The organism is Amaricoccus sp., from assembly GCF_047602525.1.
Taxonomy (GTDB): domain Bacteria; phylum Pseudomonadota; class Alphaproteobacteria; order Rhodobacterales; family Rhodobacteraceae; genus Amaricoccus.
In genome coordinates, this window is the sequence record NZ_JASGHB010000001.1 from 80,407 (window position 1) to 104,286 (window position 23,880).

The window sequence follows — 23,880 nt, forward strand, 5'->3', positions numbered from 1 at the left end:
GCTCCCTCCGAGCCGCCAAGGGAGTCCCCCGCGATGTCCGACCTGCCCGATGGCGCCAGCCGGCGCGATCTCCTGATCGGCGGTGCGGCGCTCGCCGCCGCCCAGGGCTTCGCCACCCTCGCCTTCGCCCGCCCGGGCATGGCGCCCGTCGACCGGCTCTCCGACGCGGACATGGTGCTGGCCGAGGCCGGCGCGGCAAACGCGCCCAAGGTCGGCGTGGCCGAGGGACTGAAGGCCTCGGCCTTCCTCTCGTCCGACGATCCGTTCGCACCGCAGGATGCCGACTTCGACACCGCCGTGAAGCAGCTTCAGGCCGACCGGCGCTTTTCGGTGCTGGATCTCGAGGGCCGCGCGATCACCCTCGACCGCCCGCTCGACATCGACGACGGCGAGGGCAACCCGTTCACCAAGCCGCTGAAGATCGTCAACGGCACCCTCATCCCGTCGGACAAATGGCAGGATCCGGAGGCTCCGCTCATCCGGTTCCACTCGAGTTCCGGCAACCGCGTCGCCCGCTGGGGCCTCGAGGGCCTCAAGCTCAAGTGCCTGAACCGCGCCTCGGGCGTCTTCGTCGATGGCGGCTACATCAACATGCGCTTCCGCTTCCTCGACATCGACGACCCCGCGCGCTTCGGCATCCGCACCCGGGTCGGCGACTCGACCGGCAGCGACCTGCGCGTCGAGCACTGCGACATCACCTCGAACTCCGCCGACAAGCTCGCAAGCAAGCGGGTGCTGATCGGGCTCGACCTCTCGACCGACAACGACGGCAAGGTCTTCGGCAACCGCATCCAGAAGGCGCGCACCGCGATCAAGGGGCCGATCGGCTCGTTCCTGATCTCGCACAACCACTTCTGGCAGGGCTCCGACGTCGGCCTGCCCCGCACCGACCGCACGCCGGTGCTGCATTTCGGCGCCCGCTCGACCAACGTCGTCGCCGTCAACTACATCGACAACGGCGTCACCGTGCTGGAGGAGGGCCTCGGCGGCAGCGGCGAGGCCCGGACCATGGGCTTCTGCCAGTTCATCTCCAACATCTTCACGCTGGCCGAATCCGACGCCGCCGGCACCTACATCTCGATCAAGCCCGCCGGTCCCGGCCGCGGCCTCTCCAACATGCTCATCCTCGGCAACCAGATCCGCAACATCGGCGGCCACGCGGAAAAGATCGCCAGGCCCTTCTCCGTCGACACCTCCGCCGGCGGCATGGTGAACACCGCGCTGGGGTCGAACATCCGCATCGAGGACAACTATTTCTGGGGCCAGGTCCAGCCGCAGTCGAGCCTCGTCGAAAAGTTCATCGAGCTGTCGAAGAAGAAATCCTATCCGGTCGACGTCACCGGCGAGACCCCGTTCGACCTCGACGCCGATGTCGTGACCCAGATCGGCGTCCGCGCCGACGGCGACCCGGGCAGCGTCTGGTACAAGCGCGCCGCTGGCCGCCGCGGCACGCTTCAGGTCGGCAATCCGGTCAGCGGCAAGGCCTACCTCGTGCTCACGGTGAACGCCGCCGGCCTCTTCGGCTGAGACCTTGCCGCGGGCGCGCGCGTCTCGTATATGCACGCCCGAGAGGTTGGCGCGGGCAGGCGCTCCGCCAACCCGGTCAGGTCCGGAAGGAAGCAGCCGTAACGGGTCCCGCTTGGGTCGTCGTCCAGCCTCTCGCCCACCCCGTCCTGCCCGGCTCGATCTTCGCGCGGCCGCTTCCCCGATGCGCGCGGCCAAAGGTATTCATATAGGCAGAAACCCTATCGGGCAGTCGCAGGGGCCCCGCCCACAGGCGGGGAGAACGAAGACTCGCCGCGCCACAGCGCGGCTCCGGGTGACGGGCCGCAACGGCGGCCTGTCACGCAGCGCCGGACGAGCGGGAGCCCCGAAAGGCTCCCCGAGGCCGGCGCTCCCCCCGGGGCGGCCCGGACGTATCACGGAGGACCAATCTCGATGAATCCATTTCAGAACAATTGGATATCGGCTCATTCGCGCGTGAAATCGCGATGAGCGTCTTCGCCGAGGCCCCCGAGCCCGATCCCGAGGCCGCGGAGGCCGGCCGCCTGCTCTTCGCCGGCCCCGTCGCCTTCCTGAAAGGCGTCGTCGAGATGCCGGCGCTGCCCCCCGCCGACCGGCTGGAAGTCTGCTTTGCGGGCCGCTCCAATGTCGGCAAGTCGAGCCTCATCAACGCGCTCACGGGGCGCAAGGCGCTCGCCCGCGCGTCGAACACCCCCGGCCGCACGCAGGAAATCAACTACTTCAGCCTTGGCGAACAGCGCTACCTCGTCGACCTCCCCGGCTATGGCTTCGCCGAGGCGCCGAAGGCCGTCGTCGCCCGCTGGCAGGAGCTGATGCGCGCCTACCTCGCCGGCCGTGTCACCCTGCGCCGCGCCTTTCTGCTCGTCGACGCCCGCCACGGCCCGAAGCCGGTCGACGAGGAGATCATGACGCTGCTCGACCGGTCCGCCGTCACCTTCCAGGCGGTGCTGACCAAGGCCGACAAGCCCGGGGCCAGCGACCTCGCCGCCGCCGTCGCCGCGACCAAGGCCACGCTGGCGAAGCACCCGGCCGCCTTCCCGGAGATCATCGTCACCTCGTCCGAGACCGGACGCGGGCTTGCCACCCTGCGCGCGACGGTCGCGGATCTCGCCTGACGTCAGAGTTTGGTCCGCGTCGTCGCCATCGGCGCCACGAACCCCGCCTCGCGGGCGATGGCCATCGCCTCGTCGAGCGCGCCCTGGCTGGTGAACGTGCCGATATAGAGCCGCCGCCCCAGCGTCGGCGCCCCGATGCCGCGCGACTGGTAGCCGAGGCCGCGGAAGAACTGCGTCACCGCGCGCTCGTCCTCGATGCCGGTGACGATGCCGAGGTGCACCACCGTCGGCGGGATCGGCGCGCCGCTGTCGACGACCTGATGCCCGGCCAGCCGCGCGGCCAGCGTCGGCAGCCCGTCGAGATCCGCCGAGGAGGTGCGGCATCCCTTCTGCACCAGCGCCTGTGCCGGCCGCGATACCGGCGCCGGCACCATGGGCGCGGGCGCGTCGTCGCTGCCGAAGGCGTTGGCGGGATAGTTCCGCACCGCCCGGTCATAGGACTGGAACGCCGCGAGGCAGGCGACCGGATCCCCGCGCGACGGCTGGTCCGCCACCCCCGCCGCACAGCCGCCGCCCATGAGCAGCAGCGCCACACCTGCGATCACGACACGCATTCAGAACCTCACTGGATAGGCATGGACAAAACCGGCGCTCCGCGCCAGCGCGAGGGCCGCGTCGAGCGCCCCCCGGGTTGCGAACGGCCCGATATAGACCCGCCGTCCCAGCGCCGGGCTGCCGACGCTGGTCGCCGCCACCCCATGCGCCTCGAAGAACGCGCGCGCCGCGGCGTCGTCGGCCATCGACGTCACCGCGCCGGCATGGACCCGCACCGGCGGCACCAGCCGCGGCCCACCGTCGACGACCGGCGAGGGCGCCGCGGCGTCGAGGTCGAGCTGCCGCGACAGGTTGATGCAGCCGTTCTGCCGCAGCGCCCCGGCGATCGGCTGCAGCGCCGGGGGCACCGCCATCCGGTCACGCCGGCCCGACGGCGTCGACATGCCGGCCTCGGTCACGTCGTAGCGCTGGAACAGCGTCACGCAGTCCACGGGCGCCGGCGCCTGTGCGCCGGCGCAGGCCGAAAGTCCCGCCACGACCGCGAGAGCGGCAAAGCTGCGCACCGCCTGCCTCCTTGTGCCAGCGCCCGGGGGGTAGTATCCGGCGGTCGCGCCGCGGGCGCAAGCGTGCGACAGGGACATGCCCATGAACAAGCCGACCGCCCACACGCGCGACTGGATCGCCACCGCCCGCACGTTGTCGGAGGCGCTGCCCTACCTGCAGCGCTATGACGGCGCCACCATCGTCATCAAGCTCGGCGGCCACGCCATGGGCAGCGACGAGGCGATGGAGGAATTTGCCCGCGACATCGTGCTGATGAAGCAGTGCAACGTCAATCCGGTCATCGTCCACGGCGGCGGGCCGATGATCAACGACATGCTGAAGCGGCTCGACATCAAGTCGGAGTTCGTCGACGGCAAGCGGGTCTCGGACGCCGCCACCGTCGAGGTCGTCGAGATGGTCCTCGCCGGCAAGATCAACAAGCAGATCGTCCAGGCGATCAACGCGCAGGGCGGCAAGGCCGTCGGCCTCTCCGGCAAGGACGCGAACCTGATGATCTGCGAGAGGGACATCAAGGTCGTGGAGCGCGACGGCCAGTCGGTCACGGTCGACCTCGGCTTCGTCGGCAAGCCGGTCGAGATGAACCCCGACATCCTGCGCAGCTTCCTCGGCTCGGACTTCATCCCCGTCGTCGCCCCGATCGGCGCCGGCCGCGGCGGCGAGACCTTCAACGTCAACGGCGACACCGCCGCCGGCGCGATTGCCGGTGCGATGCGGGCCGACCGCCTGCTGCTCCTCACCGACGTCGCCGGGGTGAAGGACGCCGACGGCACGGTCCTGACCGCGCTCTCCGCCGGCCGGGTGCGCGAGCTGACCGCCTCGGGCGTCATTGCCGGCGGCATGATCCCGAAGACCCAGACCGCGCTCGACGCCATCGCGGGCGGCGTCGGCGCCGTGGTCATCCTCGACGGCCGCGCCCCGCACGCGGTGCTGCTCGAGCTTTTCACCGCCCATGGTGCCGGCAGCCTGATCCGCGGCTGATGCCCGCGGATCTCGCCGCGCTCGACGCCCGCGCCGGCCGGGACGGCCTGACCGTCCTCGGCGCGTTCCATCCCGGGCCGGACGACGGGGCGCCGGCCGGCACCGGCACGCTCGTGCTGCTCGGACCAGCGCCGGGCGGCTTCTGGCCGGTGTTCGCCGCCAGCCCGGAGGGCCGCGACGGCGGCGCCGACCCGCTCGACCGCTGGTCCGCCCGGGTGATCGGCGCCCTGGCGGCCGAGGGGCACGCCGTCGCGGTGTTCCCGTTCGGGGGGCCGCCGCACGCGCCGTTCCTCGCCTGGGCGCGGCGGACGGGCTCGGCCTGGTCGTCGCCTGTCGGGCTGCTGGTCCATGCCCGCCTCGGCCTCTTCGTCTCCTATCGCGGCGCGCTGGCGCTCGGCAGCCGCCTTGCCCTGCCGGCGGCCCCGGCACGCCCCTGCGACGGCTGCGCCGCCCCCTGCCTCGCGGCCTGCCCGGCCGGTGCGCTGGGGGCGGGCGGCTATAGCGTGCCCGCCTGCGACGCCTGGCTCGATACGCCCGCCGGCGCCGCCTGCCTCGGGTCGGGATGCGCGGTGCGCCGTGCCTGCCCGGTTTGCGCCGACGGGCAGGCGCCTGCGCAAACCCGCTTTCATATGACAGCCTTTCATGGCAGGCAGACCGGATGCGACGCCTGATCCTGATGCGCCATGCCAAGTCCAGCTGGGCGGACCCCGGCCAGCGAGACCTCGACCGGCCGCTGAACAAGCGGGGCCGCAAGGCGGCTGCGCTGGTCGGCGCCTGGCTGCGCGACCGGGGCTATCTGCCGGAGCTGGCGCTGGTCTCGAGCGCGCGGCGGACGCAGGAGACATGGGCGGGCGTCGTCGCGGCGACGGGGGCCGCGCCGACGATGTATCTGCCCGAACTCTATCACGCGGCGGCCAACTCGATGCTCGCCGCCCTGCACACGGCTCCGGACGCCGGGACCGTGCTCATTCTCGGGCACCAGCCGGGAATCGCCGCCTTCGCCGGCCGGCTGGTCGCGACGCCGCCGGACGACGAGGAGTTCGCCAAGTTTCCGACCACCGCCACCGCGGTGATCGACTTCGACGTGGAGGGCTGGCCGGCGGTCGACTGGGGCACCGGCCGCCTGATCGACTTCGTGGTGCCGCGCGCCCTCGAGTAGGGCCGGCCCGTCCGTTTTTTGGACGGTCTCTCAGCGCAGGTTTTCGGCGTGCCAGCGCACGTGGTCCTCCATGACCGAGGCGACGTAGAAATAGCTGTGGTCGTAGCCGTCGAGCAGGCGCAGCTCGAACGGCTGGCGCCGGCTCGCGGCCGCGGCGGCCAGCGCCTCGGGCTTCAGCAGGTCGAGGAACTGGTCCTTTGCCCCCTGGTCGACGAGGATCGGCCGGGGAAAGCCCTTCTCCGCCATCAGGAGCGTCGCGTCGTGGGCCGCCCATCTCGATTCGTCCGGGCCGAGGTAGGCGCCGAGCTGCTTGCGGCCCCAGTCGGATCGCGTCGGGTTGGCGATCGGCGAGATCGCCGAGAGCGAGCGATAGGTCTCGGGATACGTCATGCCGAGCGTGAGCGCGCCGTGGCCGCCCATGGAATGCCCGGTGATGCCCTGGGCGTCGCGGTCGAGCTGGAACTCCGAGAACACCAACTCGGGCAGCTCGTGGGCGATGTAGTGCCACATCCGGAAATGCGGCGCCCACGGCTGCTCCGTGGCATCGACGTAGAAGCCGGCCCCCTGGCCGAGGTCATATGCCTCGTCGTTCGCCACGCCCTCGCCGCGGGGTGAGGTGTCGGGGAAGATCAGCGCGATGCCCTCCTCCGCAGCCCAGCCCTGCGCGCCGGCCTTGGTCATGGCGTTCTCGTGGGTGCAGGTGAGGCCGGAGAGATACCAGAGCACCGGCACCGGGACGTGTTCGGCCTGCGGCGGCAGGTAGACCGCGAAGGTCATGTCGCAGGCGCAGGCTTGCGAGGCGTGGCTGTAGACGCCCTGGATCCCGCCGAAGCACCTGTTTTCCGATACCGTCTTCATCTGTCTCTCCCGGTCGCGGTTGCGGCGCCATAGGGCAGAGGGAGACGCGGCGCGTCAATCGCGACGATCGCAGGAGGGCGGTGCGCTGACCATGCGTCGGGGCGTGGGCGAGTTCGCGGGACGCGGCCTTTGCCGCGAAGCAGAGCGCGCCGGTGCGCGCAGAGTCTTCTTTCCTTGTTTTCCGGCTGTTGCCGGAAAACCGTCTGCTCTCCAGGTTTCAAGGCCGTATGAAGACCTTCGCGTCGCGCCAGCGGCCGAAGGGGGCAGGGGTGGCGGGGCCGAGAGGGGCCCCGCCCGGCGGGTCAGTGGCCGAGGATCTGGCTGAGGAACAGCTTGGTGCGCTCGTTCCGCGGGTTGTTGAAGAACTCGCGCGGTTCGTTCTGCTCGACGATCTGGCCCTGATCCATGAAGATCACCCGGTTCGCCACCGCCTGCGCAAACCCCATCTCGTGGGTGACGCAGAGCATCGTCATCCCCTCCTCCGCCAGCTCGATCATCGTGTCGAGCACCTCCTTGATCATCTCCGGGTCGAGGGCGGAGGTGGGCTCGTCGAAGAGCATGATGCGCGGCTTCATGCAGAGCGATCGGGCGATCGCCACGCGCTGCTGCTGGCCGCCGGAGAGCTGGCCCGGGTACTTGTTGGCCTGCTCCGGGATCTTGACCTTGCGCAGGTAGTGCATCGCCGTCTCTTCCGCCTCCTTCTTCGGGATCTTGCGGACCCAGATCGGCGCCAGCGTGCAGTTTTCCAGGATCGTCAGGTGCGGGAACAGGTTGAAGTGCTGGAACACCATCCCGACTTCGGAGCGCACCTTGTCGATGTTCTTCAGGTCGGAGGTCAGCTCGACGCCGTCGACGATGATCTTGCCCTTCTGGTGTTCCTCCAGCCGGTTGATGCAGCGGATCAGCGTCGACTTGCCCGAGCCCGAGGGGCCGGCGATGACGATGCGCTCGCCGCGGTAGACGGTCAGGTTCACGTCGCGCAGGACGTGAAACTGCCCGTACCACTTGTTCATGCCGATGATCTCGATCGCGACCTCGTTCGAGACCTTGAGGGCGGACTTGTCCACCGGCTCGAGATCGGAGGCGTCGACGGGATGCGGTTCAGCCATTGGGTCGGCCTCCTCTCAGCGGTGGTCGGTCTTGAGCCGGCGCTCAAGGTGTTGCGAATACCGGGACATGCCGAAGCAGCAGACGAAGAACATGACCCCGACGAAGCCGTAAAGCTCCCAGACCATGCCGTTCCATGCCGCGTTGGCGCGCACCGCGGTGATGAGGCCGACCGGATCGAGCAGGCCGATGATGGCGACCAGCGTCGTGTCCTTGAACAGGCCGATGAAGGTGTTGACGATGCCCGGGATCGAGATCTTCAGCGCCTGCGGCATGATGATGAGCCGCGTCGCCTGCCAGTAGGTGAGGCCGAGCGAGTCCGCGCCCTCGTACTGGCCCTTGGGCAGCGCGGCGAGGCCGCCGCGGATCACCTCCGCCATGTAGGCGGCCGAGAACAGCGTCACCATGATGATGACGCGCAGGATGATGTCGAAGTTCGTGCCGGGCGGCATGAAGATGTTGAGCAGGAACGACGCGACCAGCAGCAGGGTGATGAGCGGCACGCCGCGGATGAACTCGATGAAGCCGACACAGATCGTCTTCACCAGGAACAGGTCGGACCGTCGGCCGAGCGCGAGCAGGATGCCGAGGGGCAGCGAGAAGGCGATGCCGGTGACGCCGATGGTCATCGACAGCATGAAGCCGCCGAACTGCTTCGACTGCACCGGCGCCAGGCCGACGAACGGCATTGCGTTGGCGAGCGGGCCGGCGATGAAGAACCACCAGACGAGGGTTGCCACCGCCGCGGCGAGCGGCGGCAGGAACGACGGGCCGCGCTCGGCGATGCGGAAGGCGGCATAGCCGGCGACGAAGCCGAGGTAGATCGCGATCGGGAAGAACACCGAGCCGCCCCAGAGCAGCCAGTAGGCGAGGCCGGGGAAGATCGCCGAGAACCACAGCAGCGACCTTGGCACCGCCTGGAAGAGCAGCGGCGCCAGCGCCACGACCATCAGCGCGAAGGCGAGAGTCGGGCGCCAGTAGAATTCGGGCGGGTAGAAGCCGAACAGGAACTGCTTCCAGCGCTCGCGCACCACCGCGAGGCAGGCGCCGCCGGCGTCGGGCCCCCAGGTGTCCTTGATGATCTGCTGGCACTGGGCATAGGAGTCGGCGTTCCAGACCGCGTGCAGGAACCACGGCACGAGGTGCGAGCCGACGAGCCAGATCAGGTAGGCGGCGACAACGGTGAGGCCCGTGTTCACCCACGAGGAGAACAGGTTGCCGCGGAGCCAGCCGACGAGGCCGATGGCGGAGGCGGGCGGCGCCTCCGGCCCGAGCATGTCGGTGCGGCTGTAGGCGAGACCGGCCATCTCAGCGCTCCTTCAGGGCCACGGAGGCGTTGTACATGTTCATGATCGTCGAGATCGTCAGGCTGATGAGCAGGTAGAAGCCCATCATCAGGATCATGCATTCCAGCTCGCGCCCGGTCTGGTTCATCGTGATGCCGCCGAGGGTGGCGCGGACGTCGGCATAGCCGACCACGATGGCGAGCGAGGAGTTCTTGGTGAGGTTCAGGTACTGCGAGATCAGCGGCGGGATGATGATGCGCAGCGCCTGCGGCAGCACCACGAGGCTCATGATCCGTCCGGGGCGCAGGCCGAGCGCGCCGGCCGCCTCGCTCTGGCCGCGGGAGATCGCCTGGATGCCGGAGCGCACGATCTCGGCGATGAAGGCGCCGGTGTAGAGCGCAAGGGCGAACCACAGCGCGATCAGCGACTTGTCGACGAAGCCGCCGCCCTGGAAGTTGAACCGCTGCAGCACCGGCACGTCCCAGGTGATCGCGCCGATGAAGAAGTCGACGACCAGCACGGGCAGGACGAGCAGCGCGAGCTTGATCCAGAAGGTCGGCAGGGTCTGGCCGGTCGCCTCCTGCCGGGCGGCGGCCCAGCGGCCGAACGCCCAGATCGTGGCGAGCGACAGGGCGAAGACGACGAGGATGGCCTGCCAGCCGGGGCCGAAGACCGGCCAGGGCACGTAGGCGCCGCGGTTGGTGAGGGCGACGGTATCGCCGAACAGCATCGAGGCGGTCGCGGTGTCGCCGCGGAAGGCGGCGGGTGCCGGGAAGGTGTCGGTGATGACGGCCATCAGTGCGAGGATCCAGAGGAGGACCGGCACGTTCCGAAAGGTTTCGACGTAGATCGAGGCGAGGCGGGAGATCAGCCAGTTGGGCGAGAGGCGCAGCACGCCCATGACGACGCCGAGCACGGTGGCCGTCAGGCAGCCGAGGAAGGCGACGAGCAGCGTGTTGAGGATGCCGACCATCGCCGCCCGGGCGTGGGTCGAGTCGTTGGTGTAGGGGATCAGGTGCTGACTGATGTCGTAGCCGGCACGTTGGCCGAGGAAGCCGAAGTCGAAGGTTTTGCCAAGCGCGGCAAGGTTCTGCACCGTATTGTTGACGATCCAGCCGAAGAAGGTAAGGACCGCGATCAGCGCGATGATCTGGATTGTCAGCGATCGATAGCGCGTATCGTAGATCAGCATGCTCAGCCGGAACGGCTCGGCCTGCGTCGCGACCATGGTCATGCGGCACCCCCTCTGATAGTCTATTCCTCCCCGGGAAACAGGCCGGTCCGGACCCGTGCAGGCCCGGACCGGAGGGACATCAGCGGAACGGCGGCGCGTACATCAGGCCGCCGTCCTTCCACAGGCCGTTGAGCCCGCGGGCGAGGTTCGACGGCGTGCCCTCGCCGATCGTCGCGGCGAAGATCTCGCCATAATTGCCGTTCGCCTTGATGGCGTTGTAGGCCCAGTCGTCGGACAGGCCGAACATCTTGCCGAGGCTGCCCTCGGTGCCGAGCAGGCGGCGGACTTCCGGGTTTTCCGAGGTCTTCATCTCGTCGATGTTGGCCTTGGTGACGCCGAGCTCTTCCGCCTCGACCAGCGCGTAGAACGTCCAGCGGACGATGTCGCCCCACTGGTTGTCGCCGTGGCGCACGACGGGCCCGAGCGGCTCCTTGGAGATGATCTCCGGCAGGATGATGTAGTTCTCGGGGTTCGGGTAGGTGGCGCGCGCCGCGGCGAGGCCCGAGGCGTCGGTGGTGTAGGCGTCGCAGGCGCCGCCGAGGAACTGCTGGCGGGCCTCGGCCTCGGTCTGGATCGGCACCGGCTGATAGGTGAGCTTGTTGGCCTTGAAGAAGTCGGCGAGGTTCAGCTCGGTCGTCGTGCCGGTCTGGATGCAGACGGTCGCGCCGTCGAGATCCTTGGCGGAGGTGACGCCAAGGTCCTTGGAGACGATGAAGCCCTGGCCGTCGTAGTAGTTGACGGCGACGAAATCGAGCTTCAGGTCGACGTCGCGGGTGAAGGTCCACGTGGAGTTGCGCACCAGCACGTCGATCTCGCTGGAGGCCAGTGCGGTGAAGCGGGTCTCGCCGGTGGTGGGCGTGAACTCGACCTTGGAGGGGTCGCCGAAGATCGCCGCGGCGAGCGCGTAGCAGAGGTCGACGTCGAAGCCCTGCCACTTGCCGCTGGCATCCGGCGCCGCGAAGCCGGCGAGGCCGGTGTTGGTGCCGCACTTCAGCGCGCCGCGGGCCTTCACGTCGTCGAGGGTCGCCGCGGAGGCGGCGCTGGCGGCGAAGGCCATGCCAGCGAGAGCACCGAGAAGAATACGTTTGTGCATCCGTCTTTTCCTGTTGGGCCGCATCCATGCGGACGCGGGGCAGGGGTCGTCTCCCCCGGGTTATCGTTCGGAGGCGGGTATCGAGGCCGCCCGTCGGCTACCTTTCAAGGCAGTCCGGCAAACGTCAAGCCAGCCGATAACGACTCGTTAACCCCGTCATCACGAATTTTGATGAATTGCGCGGCACATCTTGCGCCGATGCCAACGGGACAGGCTGTTTGCGATCAGCCGAGCAGGGTGAGCAGGCGGGCGGAGTGGAGGAAGTCCGCGCGGGATGCCTCGGCGGCGGCCTCGGCCTCGGCGTCGAGGCCCCATTGCTCGGCCTGGAACGTCTCGTCGATCCGGCCGATCCCCCACGCCTCGCCGGGCGCCAGCGCGCCGCGCGACACCGCGAGGCCGAGGACGAGCGAGCCGGAAAGCGCCACGAGCCCGTGCAGCCCGGCGAGCGCGAACGGCCGGTGCTCCGCGACGGCGGCGCGCAGCGCGGCGAGGCTCGCCGCGGGCTGCGGCTGATGGGTGATGCCGGCGACCGCGACGAGCGGCGCGTGAAAGCTGCGGGCCGCCCAGGCGAGCCAGGGGTCCCAGCCCGCCGCCTGCCGGTCGGCCAGCGCCTGCGGGCGGATGGCGCGATAGCAGAGCAGGTCGCTGCCGCCGTACTCGGCGATCGCGTCGATGACCGGCGCGGGGTCCGGCGCGATGCGGTCGATCGCGGAATTCGCCGCGCGTGTGAGCGGCAGCCGCTCGGGGCGGATCTCGCCGTCGAGCGCGTCCCACTCGGCGGCGATGGCGGCGGCCAGTGCTTCGGTCGGCACGACGAGCGCCGCGCCGGACGGGGTCTTCAGCGGCCGTGCGTCGAGCGAGACGCCGAAGCCCGTCCCCTCGGCCCGCGGCCGCGCGGCGGTCCAGAACCGCTTGCGCGGGGTCAGGCTCATGCAGGCACCAGGCCGAGGCGCGCGAGGGCGCCGTCGAGCTCGGCAAAGTCCTGGATCACGACGTCGGCCCCGGCGGCCCGCAGGCGCGCGGCCGGGTGGTAGCCCCAGGTGACGCCGACCGTGTGCAGCCCGGCGGCACGGCCCATGGCAATGTCGTATTCCGTGTCCCCGACCATCGCCGCCCGCTCCGCCGGGACGCCGCTCTCGGCGAGGGCGGTGAGCAGCATGGAGGGGTGCGGCTTCGACGGGTGGTCGTCGGCGCATTGCAGCGTGACGAAATGCCGGCGAAGGCCGTGCGCATCGAGCAGGTGGTCAAGGCCGCGCCGCGCCTTGCCGGTAGCGACGCCGAGCCGCGTGGCGGGGTCGGCCGCCAGCCGCTCCAGCGCCGCGACCGCCCCGGGATAGAGCGGCGCCGAGGCCTCCGTCCCGCGCGTGGCGCGCTGGGTGGAGAAATGCCTGCGATAGCTCTCGGCGACCTTGAGCGTTTCCTCCGGCGGCCTGTGCGGCAGCAGGGCGGCCATCGCTTCCGGCAGGGACAGGCCGACCACCGACAGCGCGGTCTCGCGCGGGGGCAGGGTCTCGCCGAGGAAGTCGAAGGCGACCTGCATCGCCTCGAGGATCAGGTGCTGGCTGTCGACGAGGGTGCCGTCGACGTCGAAGACGATCAGGCGGCAGTCCATGTCAGATCCCGTCGTGTCGTGAGGCGGAGGCAGGTGATCCCGCCCGTTCTGCCCGGTGTCTCAGCTTTGGACGCGGCGGGCAACCGTGAACTTGGCCCGGCGACCGGCGCGGAGGGCGCCATCATGCCTGCGGCTCGCGCCGGTGCGTGGCGGCGAGTGCCGAGACCAGATCGGCGCGCAGATCGTCGAACGCGCGCCCGGCGGTCGCCCCGGGCCGGCCGACCAGCACATAGTCCCAGCCGGGGAGCCCATGCGCCGGCAGCTCCAGCCGGGCGATCTCGCGCAGCCGCCGCTTTGCGCGGTTGCGGGCGACGGCGTTGCCGACCTTCTTCGAGCAGGTGAAGCCGACCCGCAGGCGCTCCGGCGCGACCGGCTCGTCGGCGGAGCGGCGTCGCGCCTGGAACAGCAGGCCCGGGCGGGAGTGCCGAACGGCACGCGCCGCCGCGAGGAAGTCCGCGCGGCGGTTCAGGACATCGAGCATGGAGAGGCCGGCGCGAACGCCCGCGGGGCTCGGCGCGCGGCTCAGGCCGACAGGCGCTTGCGGCCGATGGCGCGGCGCCGGTTCAGGATCTGCCGGCCCGACTTCGTCGCCATGCGGGCGCGGAAACCGTGGCGACGGGCGCGCACGAGGTTGCTGGGCTGATACGTCCGCTTCGACTTCGACATCTCGCATCTCCTGGTCTCGCCGGATTTCGCCCGGCCGGGACGTCGGCGCCGCGCGTCGATCTCCCCCGAATTTCGAGCGCCTGCCATACGGATCCGGCGCGGTGAAGTCAATTCCCGGAATGCGCCGGCGCGGTGGATTTCGCGCATCCGCCCCATCGCCGCCGGAGGGCGGTTTTCGCCTGTCCGGGCGGTGACTTGTCGCGGCGCGACGCAGGGAATAGACTCCGCGCGAGATCGTGAGCCCTGGGACGCATGCCGCTCAACACGCTTTCCGGACGCTTCCTCGGACTGACGGTGATCTTCGTCGTCATCGCCGAGATCCTCGTCTCGGTGCCGTCCATCGCCCGATTCCGCGAGAATTACCTGCAGGGGCGGCTGGAGCTGGGCGAACTCGGGGCGCTCGCCATGCTCAACTCGGCCGGCGACGAATCCTCCGAGGGGCTGCAGAGCGTGCTGCTGCAGGCGTCGGGCCTGCTCAACGTCGTGCTCTGGGATGGCGGCGTCCGCGAGCTGGTGCTGTCGGCGCCGTTCGACGGCGAGGTGACGGCGAGCTTCGATCTGGTCAATTCCGACGCCCGGACCCGAATCCAGGACGCGCTGCACGTGCTGTTCCTCGACCGCGACCGGATCATCAAGGTCACGGGCGAGACCGGCCGCGGCACCGTCGAGGTGACGATGCACGAGGAGCCGCTGCGCAAGGCGCTCGTCGACCATGCCAAGCGCATCTTCTACATCTCGCTCGGGCTGTCGCTCGCCACCGCGGCGCTGCTGTTCCTGGCGGTGCAGCGGCTGATCGTGCGGCCGATCGACCGGGTCGTGGCGCACATGACCGCGTTCCGCGATGACCCGGAGGATTCGACCCGGATCATCTCGCCCCGCGAGGGCGCGCGCGAGCTGCGCGAGGCCGAGGTGGCGCTGCACGACCTGGAGGTGCGGCTCGTCTCGGCGCTGCGGCAGAAGGAGCGGCTGGCGCAGCTCGGATCGGCGGTGGCGAAGATCAGCCACGACCTGCGCAACATGCTGACGACCGCGCAGCTCCTCGCCGACCGCATCGACGGCAGCGAGGATCCGGCGGTGCGGCGCACCGCGCCGAAGCTCGTCGGCTCGCTCGCCCGCGCCATCAGCCTCTGCGAGCGCACGCTCGACTTCGGCAAGGCCGAGGAGCTGCCGCCGGTGATTTCGATCTTCCGCCTCGCGCCGCTGGTCGCGGAGGTGCTGGAAAACGAGGGCAGCAACGGCGCCGGCCTCGCGACGCTCAAGTCGTCGGTGCCCTCGGCGCTGAGCGTGCGGGGCGATCCCGACCAGCTGTTCCGGGTGCTGACCAACCTCGTGCGCAACGCGGCGCAGGCGATCGACGCCACCGGCTGCGCCGCGACGGTGACGGTGATCGCGCGGGAGGCCGGGGGCACGACGGAGATCCGGGTCTCCGACACGGGTCCGGGCCTGCCGGAGAAGGCGCGGGAGAACCTGTTCCGCCCGTTCCGCGGCTCGGCCCGGCCGGGCGGATCGGGCCTCGGCCTCGCGATCGCGGGCGAGCTGATCCGCGGCCACGGCGGCTCGCTCACGCTGGAGGAGACGGGCTCGCGCGGCTCGACCTTCCGCATCGGCCTGCCGGCGCCGTCCCCGGCCGAGGCGGCCGCGGCTGCCGCCGGCACGGGGCGCGTCGGCGGCGGCGGCGAGGTGCGGGTGCCGTGATCCGGGCAGGGCTGGAACTGGCCTTGATGCTGGCGCTCACGGTCGCCGGAGCGTTCGCGTCGCGCGTGGCCGATGCGCCACCGCCCCGCCCCGCGCCGGTGGGGCCGGTCTGCGACAGCGACGCGCTGGTCGGCGCCCGCCTGCCGCCGATCGCCGGCCCCGGCGGCTGCGGCGTCGCGGCGCCGGTGGAGCTCGACTTCGCCGCCGGCGTCGCGCTCGACCCGCCCGCCGTGGTGACGTGCGGCGCGGCCCGGGCGCTCGCCGCGTGGCTCGTGACGGCGGTCAGGCCGGCGGTCGCCGCGACCGGCGGGCGGCTGGCCGCGCAGGAGCTTGCCGGCGCCTATGTCTGCCGCGGCCGGAACGGCCCATACTGTCGGTGAGTGCCGCCGGAGGCGAAAGCGATGGTAGCCCCTACGGGGGCGCAAGAGTCGACGGGAATCAATGGCTTAAGTCGTCCAATCCCTGTCGTATCCCCCTTTGAAAACATTGGGGGAATTCGCCTTTCGTCCAACGAAAAATGGAAGCCTCAGCGCCACTGGCGCGCCCGCAACCCGTGGGCGTCCTGGGCACACACGGCGACCCGCTCGGCGATCCGTCGCGGTCTGATCCAGCCGCAGCCCTGCGAGCACTGCGGGGCTGGAAAGGTCGAGGCGCATCACCCCGACCACCACGAGCCGCTTCGCGTCGTCTGGCTCTGCCGGCGGTGCCACAAGGCGCTGCACGCGGCCGAGCGGAGGACCGCGGAGTGAAAAGCCCGAAGCGCAAGATCAATCGCGGCGAGCCGGCCGAGCACTTCACGAAGATGATCCGCACGACGATGGAGACGTCGGCCTGGCGGGCGCTGTCGACCACGGCGCAGGCGCTCTATCCCTGGCTCAAGCTCGAGTGGCGCGGGCCTCAGGCGAACAACAACGGACGGATCCGGCTCAGCGTTCGGGAGGCTGCGGAGCGGCTGGGCGTGCAGCTCGACACGGCCGCCCGTGCCTTCCACGATCTGCAGGCCAAGGGCTTCCTCGTCCTGACCGAGCACGCGGTGCTGGGCATCGAAGGTGCAGCCAAGTCTCCGGCATATGAGCTGACCGAGTTGGCGCTCCCGCACGGCGATAAGCCCGACGGCCGGAAGCTCTATCGGGATTGGCGGCCGGCGGCCGACTTCCCGGTGCACAAGGCGCGTGCCCACAATCCCCGCGGGGCGAACGGAAAAGCAAAATCCCATCATGAAAATCATGACGGGACCGTCATCAAAATCATGACGAAATCCCGGAGGCCGTCATGAAAATCATGACAGGCCATCATGAAAATCATGACGGAAACGGGGCTTCGAGCGGCCTCGGCCATCATGAAAATCATGACATCCTTACTTACCAGGGTGGTGGGGGCGGGGTCTTCTCTTCAACGGCAGGCGCTGGCCACCGCGTCGGGGAGCCGGGCTCGGCCCGGCGGAGCGGTTCGGATGGCGGAGACGGGCCGAGCCCGGCGTCTCTCCCCGGCACGATCTCAGGAGAAAAAAATGAGCGATAGCGACAGCGACGGCGTCGCCATGGGTCGGCCCGAAGGGGCGAAACCTGGATCACCCGAGAGCACGGCGGGGAATGAGGAGCAGGCGCTCATCGCTGCGGCGGGCCTCGCCATCCGGGACGTGGTGGTGTCGATCGTGCGGCAGTCAATCGAGCAGGGCGTCGAGCTCAACCTCGCGGCGGCCGTGGTGCTGGGCGTGGGGGCGAAGGGCCTGCGGCTGGCGCTCGGGCCTGCCGAGGCGGCGCGGATCGTGCGGGCGATGGCCGATCAGGTCGAGGCCGACGTCGAGCCGATGGGGCGGCACTGATGGGCGGCGATCTGGTCCCTCCCGAGATCGAGGCGGCGCTCGACCTCATCCGCGCATCGGTGGCGTCCGTTGTCACTGGCGCGGTTGCTCGCGGTATTCCAGCGGGTGGCGCGGCTGGCGCGGTCATCATCGAGGGCATGATGGCGATGCAGCGCGCGCACGATCCCTACCTCACGGCCGAGTTCCTCCGTGACCTCGCCGATCGCTGCGAGCGCGCCGGCGATGCGTGATCTGGTCCCAATGCCCCGGGATGCCGGCAGGGGGCCACACGCGGCTCTTATTCGGAGTTTCGGGTGAGCCTCGCCGGGTCCGCCATCGACGCCCTCGGGCGCCTTCGCATCCCGCAGGGGCGGCTTGCGGGCGAGCCTCTGCGGCTGGCCGGCTTCCAGCGCCAGTTCATCGAGGGCGGGCTGGCGGATGGCGTGAGCGTGGCGGCGCTCTCTGTCGGGCGCGGTAACGGCAAGACCGGGCTCGCGGCCGGGCTGGCGGTGACGCACCTCCTCGGCGCGTGGGCACCGCAGCCGCAGCGCGAGGTGACGATCGCGGCGCGGACGCGCGACCAGGGCGCGGTGGCGTTCGGCTTCTGCCGCTCGTTCATCGACGCGATGCCGGAGCTCGGCGGCCGGGTGACGGTGCGGAAGTCGCCGCTCCTCGAGATCGAGCTCGACGCGGACGACGGGCCGCACCTGCTGAAGGTGGTGCCGTCGACCGGCAAGGCGGTGCTCGGCGGTGCCTCGACACTGGCGATCCTCGACGAGCGCGCAGCGTGGATGGCGAGCCGTGGGGCCGAGCTCGAGGCGGCGCTCCTGACCTCGCTCGGCAAGCGCGACGGGCGGGCGATCATCATCTCGACCTCGGCGGCCGACGACGCGAACGACTTCTCGCGCTGGCTCGACAACCCGCCGAGCGGCACCTTCGTCCAGGAGCATCGGGCGCCGGAAGGCCTTTCCGCTGACGACTGGCCGAGCCTCCTCGAGGCGAACCCCGGCTCGCCGGAGGGCATCGGCGCGACGCGGGAGTGGCTCGTCTCGGCAGCGCGGCAGGCGATGGAGCGGGGCGGGACCGCGCTCGCGCACTTCCGCAACCTTCACCGGAACGAGCGGATCAACACCGAGGCGCGGGCCGTGCTGATCGACCTCGACGCCTGGCTCCCGTGCGAGGTGGAGGTGCAGCCGGAGCGGGCCGGGCCGGTGGTTGTCGGGCTCGACGCCGGCGGCGCGGCGAGCATGTCGGCAGCGGCGTTCTTCTGGCCGGAGACAGGGCGCCTCGAGGTGCTGGGCTGGTTCCCCGGCAAGCCCTCGCTCGCGACCCGCGGCGTCAACGATGGCGTCGGGCGGCGCTATCTCGACATGGCCGAGCGCGGCGAGCTGCGGACGCTCGGCGATCGGAGCGTGCCGATCCGGGAGTGGATCTCGGCGGCGTTGTCGCATGTGGCCGGCGAGCGGATCGCGACCATCCTCGCCGATCGCTTCAAGGCCGCCGAGCTCGGCGACGCGCTCGACGCGCTCGGCTGCCGCACGCCCGTCACGTGGCGCGGCTTCGGCTTCCGGGACGGCTCGCAGGACGTCGAGGGCTTCCGGCGCATGGCCTATGACCGGCGCATCGCGGCGCCCCGCTCGCTGCTGCTGCGGCACGCACTGGCGGATTCGATCGTGGTTCTCGACCCGGCCGCGAACGCGAAGCTTGCCAAGGGCCGGAGCGCGGGCCGGATCGACGCCGCGGCGGCGAGCATTCTCGCGGTGGCCGAGGGCGAGCGCATGATGACCCGCCCGTTGCGACAGGCGCGGAGGCCGGTATGGGCGTGACGCGCTGGCATCGCCCCTCCGAGGCCGTCTGCCGCTCGCCGCGGTGGAAGGCGCTGCGCCTCGAAGCGCTGCGGCGCGACGGCTGGGCGTGTTGCCAGTGCGGCGCCCGCGGCCGGCTCGAGGTGCATCACGTGAAGCCGGTGCGGACGCATCCCGAGCTGGGCTTCGACCTCGGCAACCTGCGGAGCCTCTGCGGCTCCTGCCACAACGTCGCCACCCGGGCCGAGCTCGGGCAGGCGCCGACTTCACCAGAACGGGCAGCCTGGCGCGCGGCCGTGCGCGAGCTTGCCCGAACCCCCATCACGGCCGAAAGGACAGAGCGCAATGCTCGACAGCGTTAAGATCCAGCGGCGGCAGTCGGAGATCCGACAGAGCCTCGCTGAACTCGTCGGGAAGGACACCCCGACCGACGACGAGACCCGGAGCATGGACGGGCTCGACCGGGAGTATCGGAGCAACGAGACGCGGTATCGCGCCGCGCTCATCGCCGAAGACACCGAGCGGCGCGAGGCGAAGGGCGAGCTCGAGGAGCGCGGCGGCAAGGCCTGGGCCGAGCTGGTGGCGGGCTTCGAGATGCGGCAGGTGGCGCTGTCGCTCGACGAGGGCCGGCCGCTCGACGGTCGCACGGCCGAGGTGGTGAGCGAGCTTCGCTCCGCCGGCGGTTACCGCGGCATTCCGGTGCCGCTTGCGGCGCTCGAGACCCGCGCCGGCGAAACGGTGGCGGCCGGCACGCCCGATCCGATCCAGACCCGGCCGATCATCGACCGGCTGTTCCCGGATTCGGTGGCGGCGAAGATGGGCGTGCAGCTCGTCAGCATCGAAGCGGGTGCCGTCGAGTGGCCGGTGGCGACCTCGGGTGCGACGGCCGGCTGGGCGGATGGCGAACTGGCGAACGTCCCCGGTCCGTCGACCTTCGCGACGACCGACCGGGCGCTCAAGCCCAACAACCATCTCGGCGTGCAGATGCGGATCTCGCGCAAGGCACTGAAGCAGTCGGGCGCAGCACTCGAGGACGCTGTGCGCCGTGACATGAACTCGGCGATGGGGATCGCACTCGATGCGGCGATCTTCCGCGGCACCGGCGCCAACGGCCAGCCGCTCGGGATCGTCACCGGCGCCGCGGCCTACGGCATCGCCTTGACGGCGCTCGCCGCTGCGCCGACCTACGCCAACTTCCTGACCGAGATCGTCGCCTTCATGACGGCGAACGCGATCACCGCGCCGGGGCAGATCAAGGCGCTGATCCGGCCCGAGGTGTTCGGCTACCTCGAGGGCGCGCTCAACGCAACGACGCAGACCACGGAATACTTCCGCCTCGCCTTCCTGCTCGCCGGCGCGGCGCCGAGCGGCACCTTCCCGAGCAACATCGTCGTCACCTCGAATGCGCTCGCGGCCCCCTCGGGATCGCCGGCGGCCTCGCAGGTGGTGCTGGCGACCTCCACGGGCAGTGTGCCGCCGGCGTTTGTCGGGATCTGGGGCGCGGTCGACCTGATCCGCGATCCCTACTCGGACGCGCAGTCCGGCGGGCTCCGGCTGACCGCGCTGACCACGGCCGACGTCACCGTGGCACGGCCGGCGCAGACCCGCATCCTGACCGGCGTCCGGTTGGCGTGATGGGCGAGGAGCTTCAGCTCGGCGCGGCGCTCGGCGGGCTCGAGCTTCGCGCCGCCGGCGCCGCTGGCGGCAGGCAGATCAGGGGGCGCTTTCCGTACGGGAAGCGCGCCGTTCTCAGCGATGGCGGCAAGACGGGCCGCCCCCGCAAGGAGGTGATCGCGCCGAAGGCCTTCGCCTACCGGGTCGAACGGCGCGAGACGATCCATCTTCTCGTCGGCCACAGCTACGACCGGCCGCTCGCCTCGACCGACAACGGCTCGCTCCTGCTGCGCGACACGCCCGAGGCGCTGAGCTTCGAGGCGCGCATCGCGCCGGAGCTGGAACGGGCGCCGTTCGTCGCCGATTTCTGGGGAGCCTTCGAGGCGGGCCTCATCCGCGGCGTCTCGCCCGGCTTCCGCATCCCTCCCCCGGCCGCGGTCCCGCCCGAGGAGGCGGAGAAGACCGAGGAGGAGGACCCGGCCGAGGGCCGTGCGCTGATCCGCACGATCTTCCAGGCGTTGCTCTTCGAGCTCTCGCTTGTCGTCGCGGCGGCCTATTCGGAGACGGAGGTCGCCGAGGCACGCTCTGGCCTGATCCTGCCGCAGCGGGCGCCGGTGTCGCACCTGCGGAGGTGGCGGGCATGACGACGCTGCGCATCATCGAGGACGTCGCCGAGGCGGATTGGCCGGCGGCGCCAGCGGGCCTCTCCACGGCCGCCATGGGGATACCTTCGCAGGTGATCTGGCGGCGGCTCGAATCGTGGATCGCCTGGCGCTGGGGCCAGCGGCCCGTGACCTTCATCGTCGAGGGCGGCTGCGGCTCCTGGCGCCCGCCGCTCTATCCCGTGGTCGCCACCACGGTCGAGCGCTGGGACGGTGAGGGATGGGCAGCCGTCACGCTCTCGGCCGATCCGCTCGGCGGCCTCGGGATCGGCGAGGCCACGCACTACCGCATTGCCGGCACTCTCGGCATCGACGACGACCCGCCCGAGGACGTGGCCGAGGCGTATCGGAGGCTGGCCGAATATTCGGCCGAGCGGCCGGCAATGGCCGGTGCGACCTCCTACAGCGCGGAGCTGGGCAGCACCCTCAAGGAAAGCTGGGACCGCGCGCCGACCTGGCTCGCCCGAGCCCTCACCTATTCCGGCGCGGCGGACCTGCTGCGCCCCTATCGGAGGGCGCCGTGATGGGGCTTCTCGACCTCTTCCGCCGGCCGAAGCTGGAACGGCGCTCGTCAGGCACCGGCTACACGGCCGAGATCATCGCCGCGCGGCAGAGCTACATCGCCGGCCGCTCCGGGCTCGGCGAGCTGACGAGCACGGTGCAGATGGCCGTGAGCCTCTGGGAGGCCGGCTTCGCCATGGCGGCCGTCACCGGGACCGACCTCCTCGACCGGCGTTCCATGGCGTTACTGGCCCGCTCGCTGGCGTTACGTGGCGAGGCGATGTTCCTGATCCGCGACGACATGCTGGTTCCGGTGGCCGATTGGGACCTCTCGACCCGCAACGGCCGCCCGCGGGCCTATCGGCTCAGCGTGTCCGAGGCTGGCGGCGGGCGCTCGGAGACGGCTCTCGCGGCCGAGGTGCTGCACCTGCGGATCGGCTCTGACCCGGTGGCGCCGTGGTCGGGCTCCGCACCGCTGCGGCGGGCATCCCTGACGGCCGAGCTGCTGCACTCCCTCGAGGCGGCCCTTGGCGAAGTCTACGCGCTGGCCCCGCTCGGCAGCCTGGTGGTGCCGATGCCCGAGAACCCCGAAGTGGACAACGAGACGCTCGGCCGGGACTTCCGCGGCCGGCGCGGGCGGGTGCTGCTCCGGGAGAGCGTGACCGTCACCGCGGCCGGCGGGCCAGCTCCAGCGGCCGACTGGCGGCCCGCGGACCTCACCCCCGACCTGAGCCGCAGCCTCGCGGCCGAAAGCCTCGAAGCGGCGCGCAGTGGCATCCTGAGCGTCTTCGGCGTGCTGCCCGGCCTCCTGTCGCCCGCAACGACCGGCCCGATGGTCCGTGAGGCGCAGCGGCACCTGGCGCAGTGGACGCTTCAGCCCATCGCCGAACTCCTCGCCGAGGAAGCCTCCGCGAAGCTCGGGGCGCCGGTGGCAATCGACGTCATGGGACCGACGCAGAGCTTCGACGCCGGCGGCTCGGCCCGCGCGGTGCAGGGGCTTATCGGCGCGCTGGCCGAGGCGAAGGGCGCCGGCCTCTCCCCGGCCGAGATCGCCGCCGCGTTCGGCGCGGTCGATTGGGGCGAGGCGCTGAAGGGATCGCCGGCGGGAGCATAGACCCGGCGGTGTGGGCAGGTCGCGCCCTGGGGAGCTACTGGGCCCCGAAGCGACCCCGTTACTCGTGAGTGGGAAAACCGCGAGAGCTTCGGGTGGCTTCCTCATTGGCCGCCGCGGAAGACGGCGCAGCGGACTTGCACCGCGTGGCGCCGAGGGGCCGGGGGTGGATGCCTCCGGCCCTCGTGCCTCAATCCTCGAACCCGATTATCCGAGCGATCACGACGATAATTTCCTCGCGCTCTTCCGGGGATAGCATCGAAGGGTCCGGAACGTTGTGCAATTGGCCGTCTCGATCTTCGTAGACCATACCGCCGGCGTAGATCGGGACGGACGGCGTAAGACCCATCTCCCGAAGACGAGCCTTAAATTCGGCGATCGTCACGCGGCGAGCGCCGTCTCGGCCTCAACCTTGTACGTCGTCCGCTCGAAGCTGCCGATAGGCTCATCACCAAGGAACTTGGTGTGAACAAGCGTCATCCCCTGCGCCTCAATCAAGGCTCCAAGGGCGGCGACGATATGCGCCTTCAACTCCTCAGCCGAATGCCCATGCGCCAAAAACCCTGGCATGTCAGGACTCATCGCAACCAGGAGACCGGTCTTGTTGCTGGGTAGCACGTGAATCAGAAGAACTTTGGTTTCCATCTTAACGCCCCCTCACCCCGCGTAAAGCGGTGCCTGTCGGCCGGTCCTCTATTTCCCCGAGGATTCCGGCCAAACTTTAACATATGGTTGCCAACGTTGATTTGGCAAACCCTACGTTGAGCTTTTCAGCCTCACCCCCGCCCCGCCCCCGTTCTCCGCGATGAATTCAACGCCCGCCGCTTCGAGGGCGGCACGGATGGCGGCAACTGCCTCGGCCGAGGCTGCCGGCTGGCCTGATCCCTCGGCGCGCTTCAGCGTCATTGTCGAAACGCCGGCGGCGCTCGCAACTGCGGGTTGGGACAGGCCGAGCATGGCGCGCGCGGCTCGGAGCTGGTCGGCAGTCGTCACCGGG

30 protein-coding genes and 1 other RNA gene are annotated in these 23,880 nt (G+C 70.5%); 17 read left to right on the forward strand and 14 right to left on the reverse strand.

What is annotated here, in order from left to right; translation table 11 throughout:
* Positions 1 to 33 precede the first annotated feature (33 nt).
* The 3 genes from QM699_RS00485 to yihA all read left to right on the forward strand — a co-directional run bounded on the left by QM699_RS00485 (position 34) and on the right by yihA (position 2,639).
* Positions 34 to 1,527, forward strand: a complete 1,494-nt coding sequence (locus tag QM699_RS00485; RefSeq protein WP_415009335.1) for a hypothetical protein — start codon at positions 34 to 36, stop codon at positions 1,525 to 1,527.
* A gap of 39 nt (positions 1,528 to 1,566) precedes the next feature.
* An RNA gene (ffs, locus tag QM699_RS00490) (signal recognition particle sRNA small type) lies at positions 1,567 to 1,665 on the forward strand.
* A 326-nt stretch (positions 1,666 to 1,991) separates the two neighbouring features.
* Positions 1,992 to 2,639 carry a ribosome biogenesis GTP-binding protein YihA/YsxC gene (yihA, locus tag QM699_RS00495; protein WP_415009336.1) on the forward strand — a complete coding sequence of 216 codons (648 nt, stop codon included), beginning with the start codon at positions 1,992 to 1,994 and terminating at the stop codon, positions 2,637 to 2,639.
* 2 nt (positions 2,640 to 2,641) lie between these two features.
* Here yihA and QM699_RS00500 read toward each other — a convergent pair whose 3' ends face one another.
* Together QM699_RS00500 and QM699_RS00505 are read right to left on the reverse strand one after the other, a co-directional pair.
* A complete protein-coding gene (locus QM699_RS00500; protein WP_415009337.1) occupies positions 2,642 to 3,193 on the reverse strand; it encodes a hypothetical protein in 552 nt (183 codons plus the stop codon).
* The gene (locus QM699_RS00505) at positions 3,194 to 3,697 is read right to left on the reverse strand and encodes a hypothetical protein (RefSeq protein WP_415009338.1); all 504 of its coding nucleotides are present in this window, start codon (positions 3,695 to 3,697) and stop codon (positions 3,194 to 3,196) included.
* Between the two features lie 82 nt (positions 3,698 to 3,779).
* On the opposite strand from QM699_RS00505, the gene argB reads away from it, so the two are divergent.
* From argB to QM699_RS00520, 3 genes are read left to right on the forward strand one after another with little or no spacing between them, the layout of a single operon-like run.
* Complete coding sequence (gene argB, locus QM699_RS00510) at positions 3,780 to 4,676, forward strand: acetylglutamate kinase (RefSeq protein WP_415009339.1); 897 nt, start codon at positions 3,780 to 3,782, stop codon at positions 4,674 to 4,676.
* A complete protein-coding gene (locus tag QM699_RS00515; RefSeq protein WP_415009340.1) occupies positions 4,676 to 5,347 on the forward strand; it encodes a ferredoxin in 672 nt (223 codons plus the stop codon). Before argB ends, QM699_RS00515 begins: the two co-directional genes overlap by 1 nt.
* Positions 5,335 to 5,835, forward strand: coding sequence for a SixA phosphatase family protein (locus QM699_RS00520; protein WP_415009341.1), 501 nt, complete (start codon positions 5,335 to 5,337; stop codon positions 5,833 to 5,835). The genes QM699_RS00515 and QM699_RS00520 overlap by 13 nt, the downstream gene beginning before the upstream one ends.
* A 30-nt stretch (positions 5,836 to 5,865) precedes the next feature.
* Here the strand turns inward: QM699_RS00520 and fghA are convergent, their stop codons facing one another.
* From fghA to rpmH, 9 genes are all read right to left on the reverse strand, one after another.
* Positions 5,866 to 6,693, reverse strand: a complete 828-nt coding sequence (gene fghA / locus QM699_RS00525) for an S-formylglutathione hydrolase (protein ID WP_415009342.1) — start codon at positions 6,691 to 6,693, stop codon at positions 5,866 to 5,868.
* Between the two features lie 302 nt (positions 6,694 to 6,995).
* Positions 6,996 to 7,802 carry an amino acid ABC transporter ATP-binding protein gene (locus QM699_RS00530; protein WP_415009343.1) on the reverse strand — a complete coding sequence of 269 codons (807 nt, stop codon included), beginning with the start codon at positions 7,800 to 7,802 and terminating at the stop codon, positions 6,996 to 6,998.
* A gap of 15 nt (positions 7,803 to 7,817) precedes the next feature.
* Positions 7,818 to 9,107: an amino acid ABC transporter permease gene (locus QM699_RS00535; protein WP_415009344.1), complete on the reverse strand. Its 1,290-nt coding sequence runs from the start codon at positions 9,105 to 9,107 to the stop codon at positions 7,818 to 7,820.
* A gap of 1 nt (position 9,108) precedes the next feature.
* Entirely contained in the window at positions 9,109 to 10,320 is a 1,212-nt protein-coding gene (locus tag QM699_RS00540; protein WP_415009345.1) for an amino acid ABC transporter permease, read from the reverse strand.
* Between the two features lie 79 nt (positions 10,321 to 10,399).
* Positions 10,400 to 11,413 (reverse strand): amino acid ABC transporter substrate-binding protein, encoded by a 1,014-nt coding sequence (locus QM699_RS00545; RefSeq protein WP_415009346.1) that lies wholly within the window; start codon positions 11,411 to 11,413, stop codon positions 10,400 to 10,402.
* A gap of 224 nt (positions 11,414 to 11,637) precedes the next feature.
* On the reverse strand, positions 11,638 to 12,345 hold the full coding sequence (locus tag QM699_RS00550) for an ATP12 family chaperone protein (protein ID WP_415009347.1): 708 nt from the start codon (positions 12,343 to 12,345) through the stop codon (positions 11,638 to 11,640).
* Positions 12,342 to 13,025: an HAD-IA family hydrolase gene (locus tag QM699_RS00555; protein WP_415009348.1), complete on the reverse strand. Its 684-nt coding sequence runs from the start codon at positions 13,023 to 13,025 to the stop codon at positions 12,342 to 12,344. Before QM699_RS00555 ends, QM699_RS00550 begins: the two co-directional genes overlap by 4 nt.
* 121 nt (positions 13,026 to 13,146) lie before the next feature.
* Positions 13,147 to 13,506: a ribonuclease P protein component gene (gene rnpA, locus QM699_RS00560; protein ID WP_415009349.1), complete on the reverse strand. Its 360-nt coding sequence runs from the start codon at positions 13,504 to 13,506 to the stop codon at positions 13,147 to 13,149.
* A 41-nt stretch (positions 13,507 to 13,547) separates the two neighbouring features.
* On the reverse strand, positions 13,548 to 13,691 hold the full coding sequence (rpmH, locus tag QM699_RS00565) for a 50S ribosomal protein L34 (protein ID WP_415009350.1): 144 nt from the start codon (positions 13,689 to 13,691) through the stop codon (positions 13,548 to 13,550).
* Positions 13,692 to 13,943: 252 nt separating this feature from the next.
* Here rpmH and QM699_RS00570 point away from each other — a divergent pair, with 252 nt between their 5' ends.
* The 11 genes from QM699_RS00570 to QM699_RS00620 all read left to right on the forward strand — a co-directional run bounded on the left by QM699_RS00570 (position 13,944) and on the right by QM699_RS00620 (position 22,886).
* Complete coding sequence (locus tag QM699_RS00570) at positions 13,944 to 15,386, forward strand: sensor histidine kinase (RefSeq protein ID WP_415009351.1); 1,443 nt, start codon at positions 13,944 to 13,946, stop codon at positions 15,384 to 15,386.
* 26 nt (positions 15,387 to 15,412) lie between these two features.
* Positions 15,413 to 15,766 (forward strand): extensin family protein, encoded by a 354-nt coding sequence (locus QM699_RS00575; RefSeq protein ID WP_415009352.1) that lies wholly within the window; start codon positions 15,413 to 15,415, stop codon positions 15,764 to 15,766.
* A gap of 365 nt (positions 15,767 to 16,131) precedes the next feature.
* Positions 16,132 to 16,662, forward strand: coding sequence for a hypothetical protein (locus QM699_RS00580; protein WP_415009353.1), 531 nt, complete (start codon positions 16,132 to 16,134; stop codon positions 16,660 to 16,662).
* Between the two features lie 234 nt (positions 16,663 to 16,896).
* On the forward strand, positions 16,897 to 17,211 hold the full coding sequence (locus tag QM699_RS00585; protein WP_415009354.1) for a hypothetical protein: 315 nt from the start codon (positions 16,897 to 16,899) through the stop codon (positions 17,209 to 17,211).
* Positions 17,211 to 17,441: a hypothetical protein gene (locus QM699_RS00590; protein ID WP_415009355.1), complete on the forward strand. Its 231-nt coding sequence runs from the start codon at positions 17,211 to 17,213 to the stop codon at positions 17,439 to 17,441. The genes QM699_RS00585 and QM699_RS00590 overlap by 1 nt, the downstream gene beginning before the upstream one ends.
* A 63-nt stretch (positions 17,442 to 17,504) precedes the next feature.
* Positions 17,505 to 19,016: a terminase large subunit domain-containing protein gene (locus QM699_RS00595; RefSeq protein WP_415009356.1), complete on the forward strand. Its 1,512-nt coding sequence runs from the start codon at positions 17,505 to 17,507 to the stop codon at positions 19,014 to 19,016.
* Entirely contained in the window at positions 19,007 to 19,357 is a 351-nt protein-coding gene (locus QM699_RS00600) for an HNH endonuclease (RefSeq protein ID WP_415009357.1), read from the forward strand. The genes QM699_RS00595 and QM699_RS00600 overlap by 10 nt, the downstream gene beginning before the upstream one ends.
* Complete coding sequence (locus QM699_RS00605; protein WP_415009358.1) at positions 19,341 to 20,630, forward strand: phage major capsid protein; 1,290 nt, start codon at positions 19,341 to 19,343, stop codon at positions 20,628 to 20,630. Before QM699_RS00600 ends, QM699_RS00605 begins: the two co-directional genes overlap by 17 nt.
* Positions 20,630 to 21,253 carry an HK97 family phage prohead protease gene (locus QM699_RS00610; RefSeq protein WP_415009359.1) on the forward strand — a complete coding sequence of 208 codons (624 nt, stop codon included), beginning with the start codon at positions 20,630 to 20,632 and terminating at the stop codon, positions 21,251 to 21,253. The genes QM699_RS00605 and QM699_RS00610 overlap by 1 nt, the downstream gene beginning before the upstream one ends.
* Positions 21,250 to 21,795 (forward strand): hypothetical protein, encoded by a 546-nt coding sequence (locus tag QM699_RS00615; protein ID WP_415009360.1) that lies wholly within the window; start codon positions 21,250 to 21,252, stop codon positions 21,793 to 21,795. Before QM699_RS00610 ends, QM699_RS00615 begins: the two co-directional genes overlap by 4 nt.
* A complete protein-coding gene (locus QM699_RS00620; protein WP_415009361.1) occupies positions 21,795 to 22,886 on the forward strand; it encodes a phage portal protein in 1,092 nt (363 codons plus the stop codon). Before QM699_RS00615 ends, QM699_RS00620 begins: the two co-directional genes overlap by 1 nt.
* A 187-nt stretch (positions 22,887 to 23,073) precedes the next feature.
* On the opposite strand, the gene QM699_RS00625 is transcribed toward QM699_RS00620, so the two are convergent.
* The 3 genes from QM699_RS00625 to QM699_RS00635 form a co-directional block, all read right to left on the reverse strand.
* Positions 23,074 to 23,268: a hypothetical protein gene (locus QM699_RS00625; protein WP_415009362.1), complete on the reverse strand. Its 195-nt coding sequence runs from the start codon at positions 23,266 to 23,268 to the stop codon at positions 23,074 to 23,076.
* A complete protein-coding gene (locus tag QM699_RS00630; protein ID WP_415009363.1) occupies positions 23,265 to 23,528 on the reverse strand; it encodes a hypothetical protein in 264 nt (87 codons plus the stop codon). The genes QM699_RS00625 and QM699_RS00630 overlap by 4 nt, the downstream gene beginning before the upstream one ends.
* Positions 23,529 to 23,639: 111 nt before the next feature.
* A complete protein-coding gene (locus QM699_RS00635) occupies positions 23,640 to 23,876 on the reverse strand; it encodes a helix-turn-helix domain-containing protein (protein WP_415009364.1) in 237 nt (78 codons plus the stop codon).
* Positions 23,877 to 23,880: the final 4 nt, after the last annotated feature.

What these genes read in the sequence shown, in the direction of transcription:
- QM699_RS00550 (WP_415009347.1), bottom strand. Translation starts at nt 12,345, where the DNA reads ATGAGCCTGACCCCGCGCAAGCGGTTCTGGACCGCCGCGCGGCCGCGG.
- QM699_RS00600 (WP_415009357.1), top strand. Translation starts at nt 19,007, where the DNA reads ATGGGCGTGACGCGCTGGCATCGCCCCTCCGAGGCCGTCTGCCGCTCG.
- QM699_RS00555 (WP_415009348.1), bottom strand. Translation starts at nt 13,025, where the DNA reads ATGGACTGCCGCCTGATCGTCTTCGACGTCGACGGCACCCTCGTCGAC.
- rnpA (WP_415009349.1), bottom strand. Translation starts at nt 13,506, where the DNA reads ATGCTCGATGTCCTGAACCGCCGCGCGGACTTCCTCGCGGCGGCGCGT.
- QM699_RS00530 (WP_415009343.1), bottom strand. Translation starts at nt 7,802, where the DNA reads ATGGCTGAACCGCATCCCGTCGACGCCTCCGATCTCGAGCCGGTGGAC.
- QM699_RS00535 (WP_415009344.1), bottom strand. Translation starts at nt 9,107, where the DNA reads ATGGCCGGTCTCGCCTACAGCCGCACCGACATGCTCGGGCCGGAGGCG.
- QM699_RS00590 (WP_415009355.1), top strand. Translation starts at nt 17,211, where the DNA reads ATGGGCGGCGATCTGGTCCCTCCCGAGATCGAGGCGGCGCTCGACCTC.
- QM699_RS00615 (WP_415009360.1), top strand. Translation starts at nt 21,250, where the DNA reads ATGACGACGCTGCGCATCATCGAGGACGTCGCCGAGGCGGATTGGCCG.
- QM699_RS00500 (WP_415009337.1), bottom strand. Translation starts at nt 3,193, where the DNA reads ATGCGTGTCGTGATCGCAGGTGTGGCGCTGCTGCTCATGGGCGGCGGC.
- fghA (WP_415009342.1), bottom strand. Translation starts at nt 6,693, where the DNA reads ATGAAGACGGTATCGGAAAACAGGTGCTTCGGCGGGATCCAGGGCGTC.
- QM699_RS00540 (WP_415009345.1), bottom strand. Translation starts at nt 10,320, where the DNA reads ATGACCATGGTCGCGACGCAGGCCGAGCCGTTCCGGCTGAGCATGCTG.
- QM699_RS00605 (WP_415009358.1), top strand. Translation starts at nt 19,341, where the DNA reads ATGCTCGACAGCGTTAAGATCCAGCGGCGGCAGTCGGAGATCCGACAG.
- QM699_RS00570 (WP_415009351.1), top strand. Translation starts at nt 13,944, where the DNA reads ATGCCGCTCAACACGCTTTCCGGACGCTTCCTCGGACTGACGGTGATC.
- QM699_RS00545 (WP_415009346.1), bottom strand. Translation starts at nt 11,413, where the DNA reads ATGCACAAACGTATTCTTCTCGGTGCTCTCGCTGGCATGGCCTTCGCC.
- QM699_RS00515 (WP_415009340.1), top strand. Translation starts at nt 4,676, where the DNA reads ATGCCCGCGGATCTCGCCGCGCTCGACGCCCGCGCCGGCCGGGACGGC.
- QM699_RS00485 (WP_415009335.1), top strand. Translation starts at nt 34, where the DNA reads ATGTCCGACCTGCCCGATGGCGCCAGCCGGCGCGATCTCCTGATCGGC.
- rpmH (WP_415009350.1), bottom strand. Translation starts at nt 13,691, where the DNA reads ATGTCGAAGTCGAAGCGGACGTATCAGCCCAGCAACCTCGTGCGCGCC.
- QM699_RS00620 (WP_415009361.1), top strand. Translation starts at nt 21,795, where the DNA reads ATGGGGCTTCTCGACCTCTTCCGCCGGCCGAAGCTGGAACGGCGCTCG.
- yihA (WP_415009336.1), top strand. Translation starts at nt 1,992, where the DNA reads ATGAGCGTCTTCGCCGAGGCCCCCGAGCCCGATCCCGAGGCCGCGGAG.
- QM699_RS00630 (WP_415009363.1), bottom strand. Translation starts at nt 23,528, where the DNA reads ATGGAAACCAAAGTTCTTCTGATTCACGTGCTACCCAGCAACAAGACC.
- QM699_RS00585 (WP_415009354.1), top strand. Translation starts at nt 16,897, where the DNA reads ATGAGCGATAGCGACAGCGACGGCGTCGCCATGGGTCGGCCCGAAGGG.
- QM699_RS00610 (WP_415009359.1), top strand. Translation starts at nt 20,630, where the DNA reads ATGGGCGAGGAGCTTCAGCTCGGCGCGGCGCTCGGCGGGCTCGAGCTT.
- argB (WP_415009339.1), top strand. Translation starts at nt 3,780, where the DNA reads ATGAACAAGCCGACCGCCCACACGCGCGACTGGATCGCCACCGCCCGC.
- QM699_RS00575 (WP_415009352.1), top strand. Translation starts at nt 15,413, where the DNA reads ATGCTGGCGCTCACGGTCGCCGGAGCGTTCGCGTCGCGCGTGGCCGAT.
- QM699_RS00520 (WP_415009341.1), top strand. Translation starts at nt 5,335, where the DNA reads ATGCGACGCCTGATCCTGATGCGCCATGCCAAGTCCAGCTGGGCGGAC.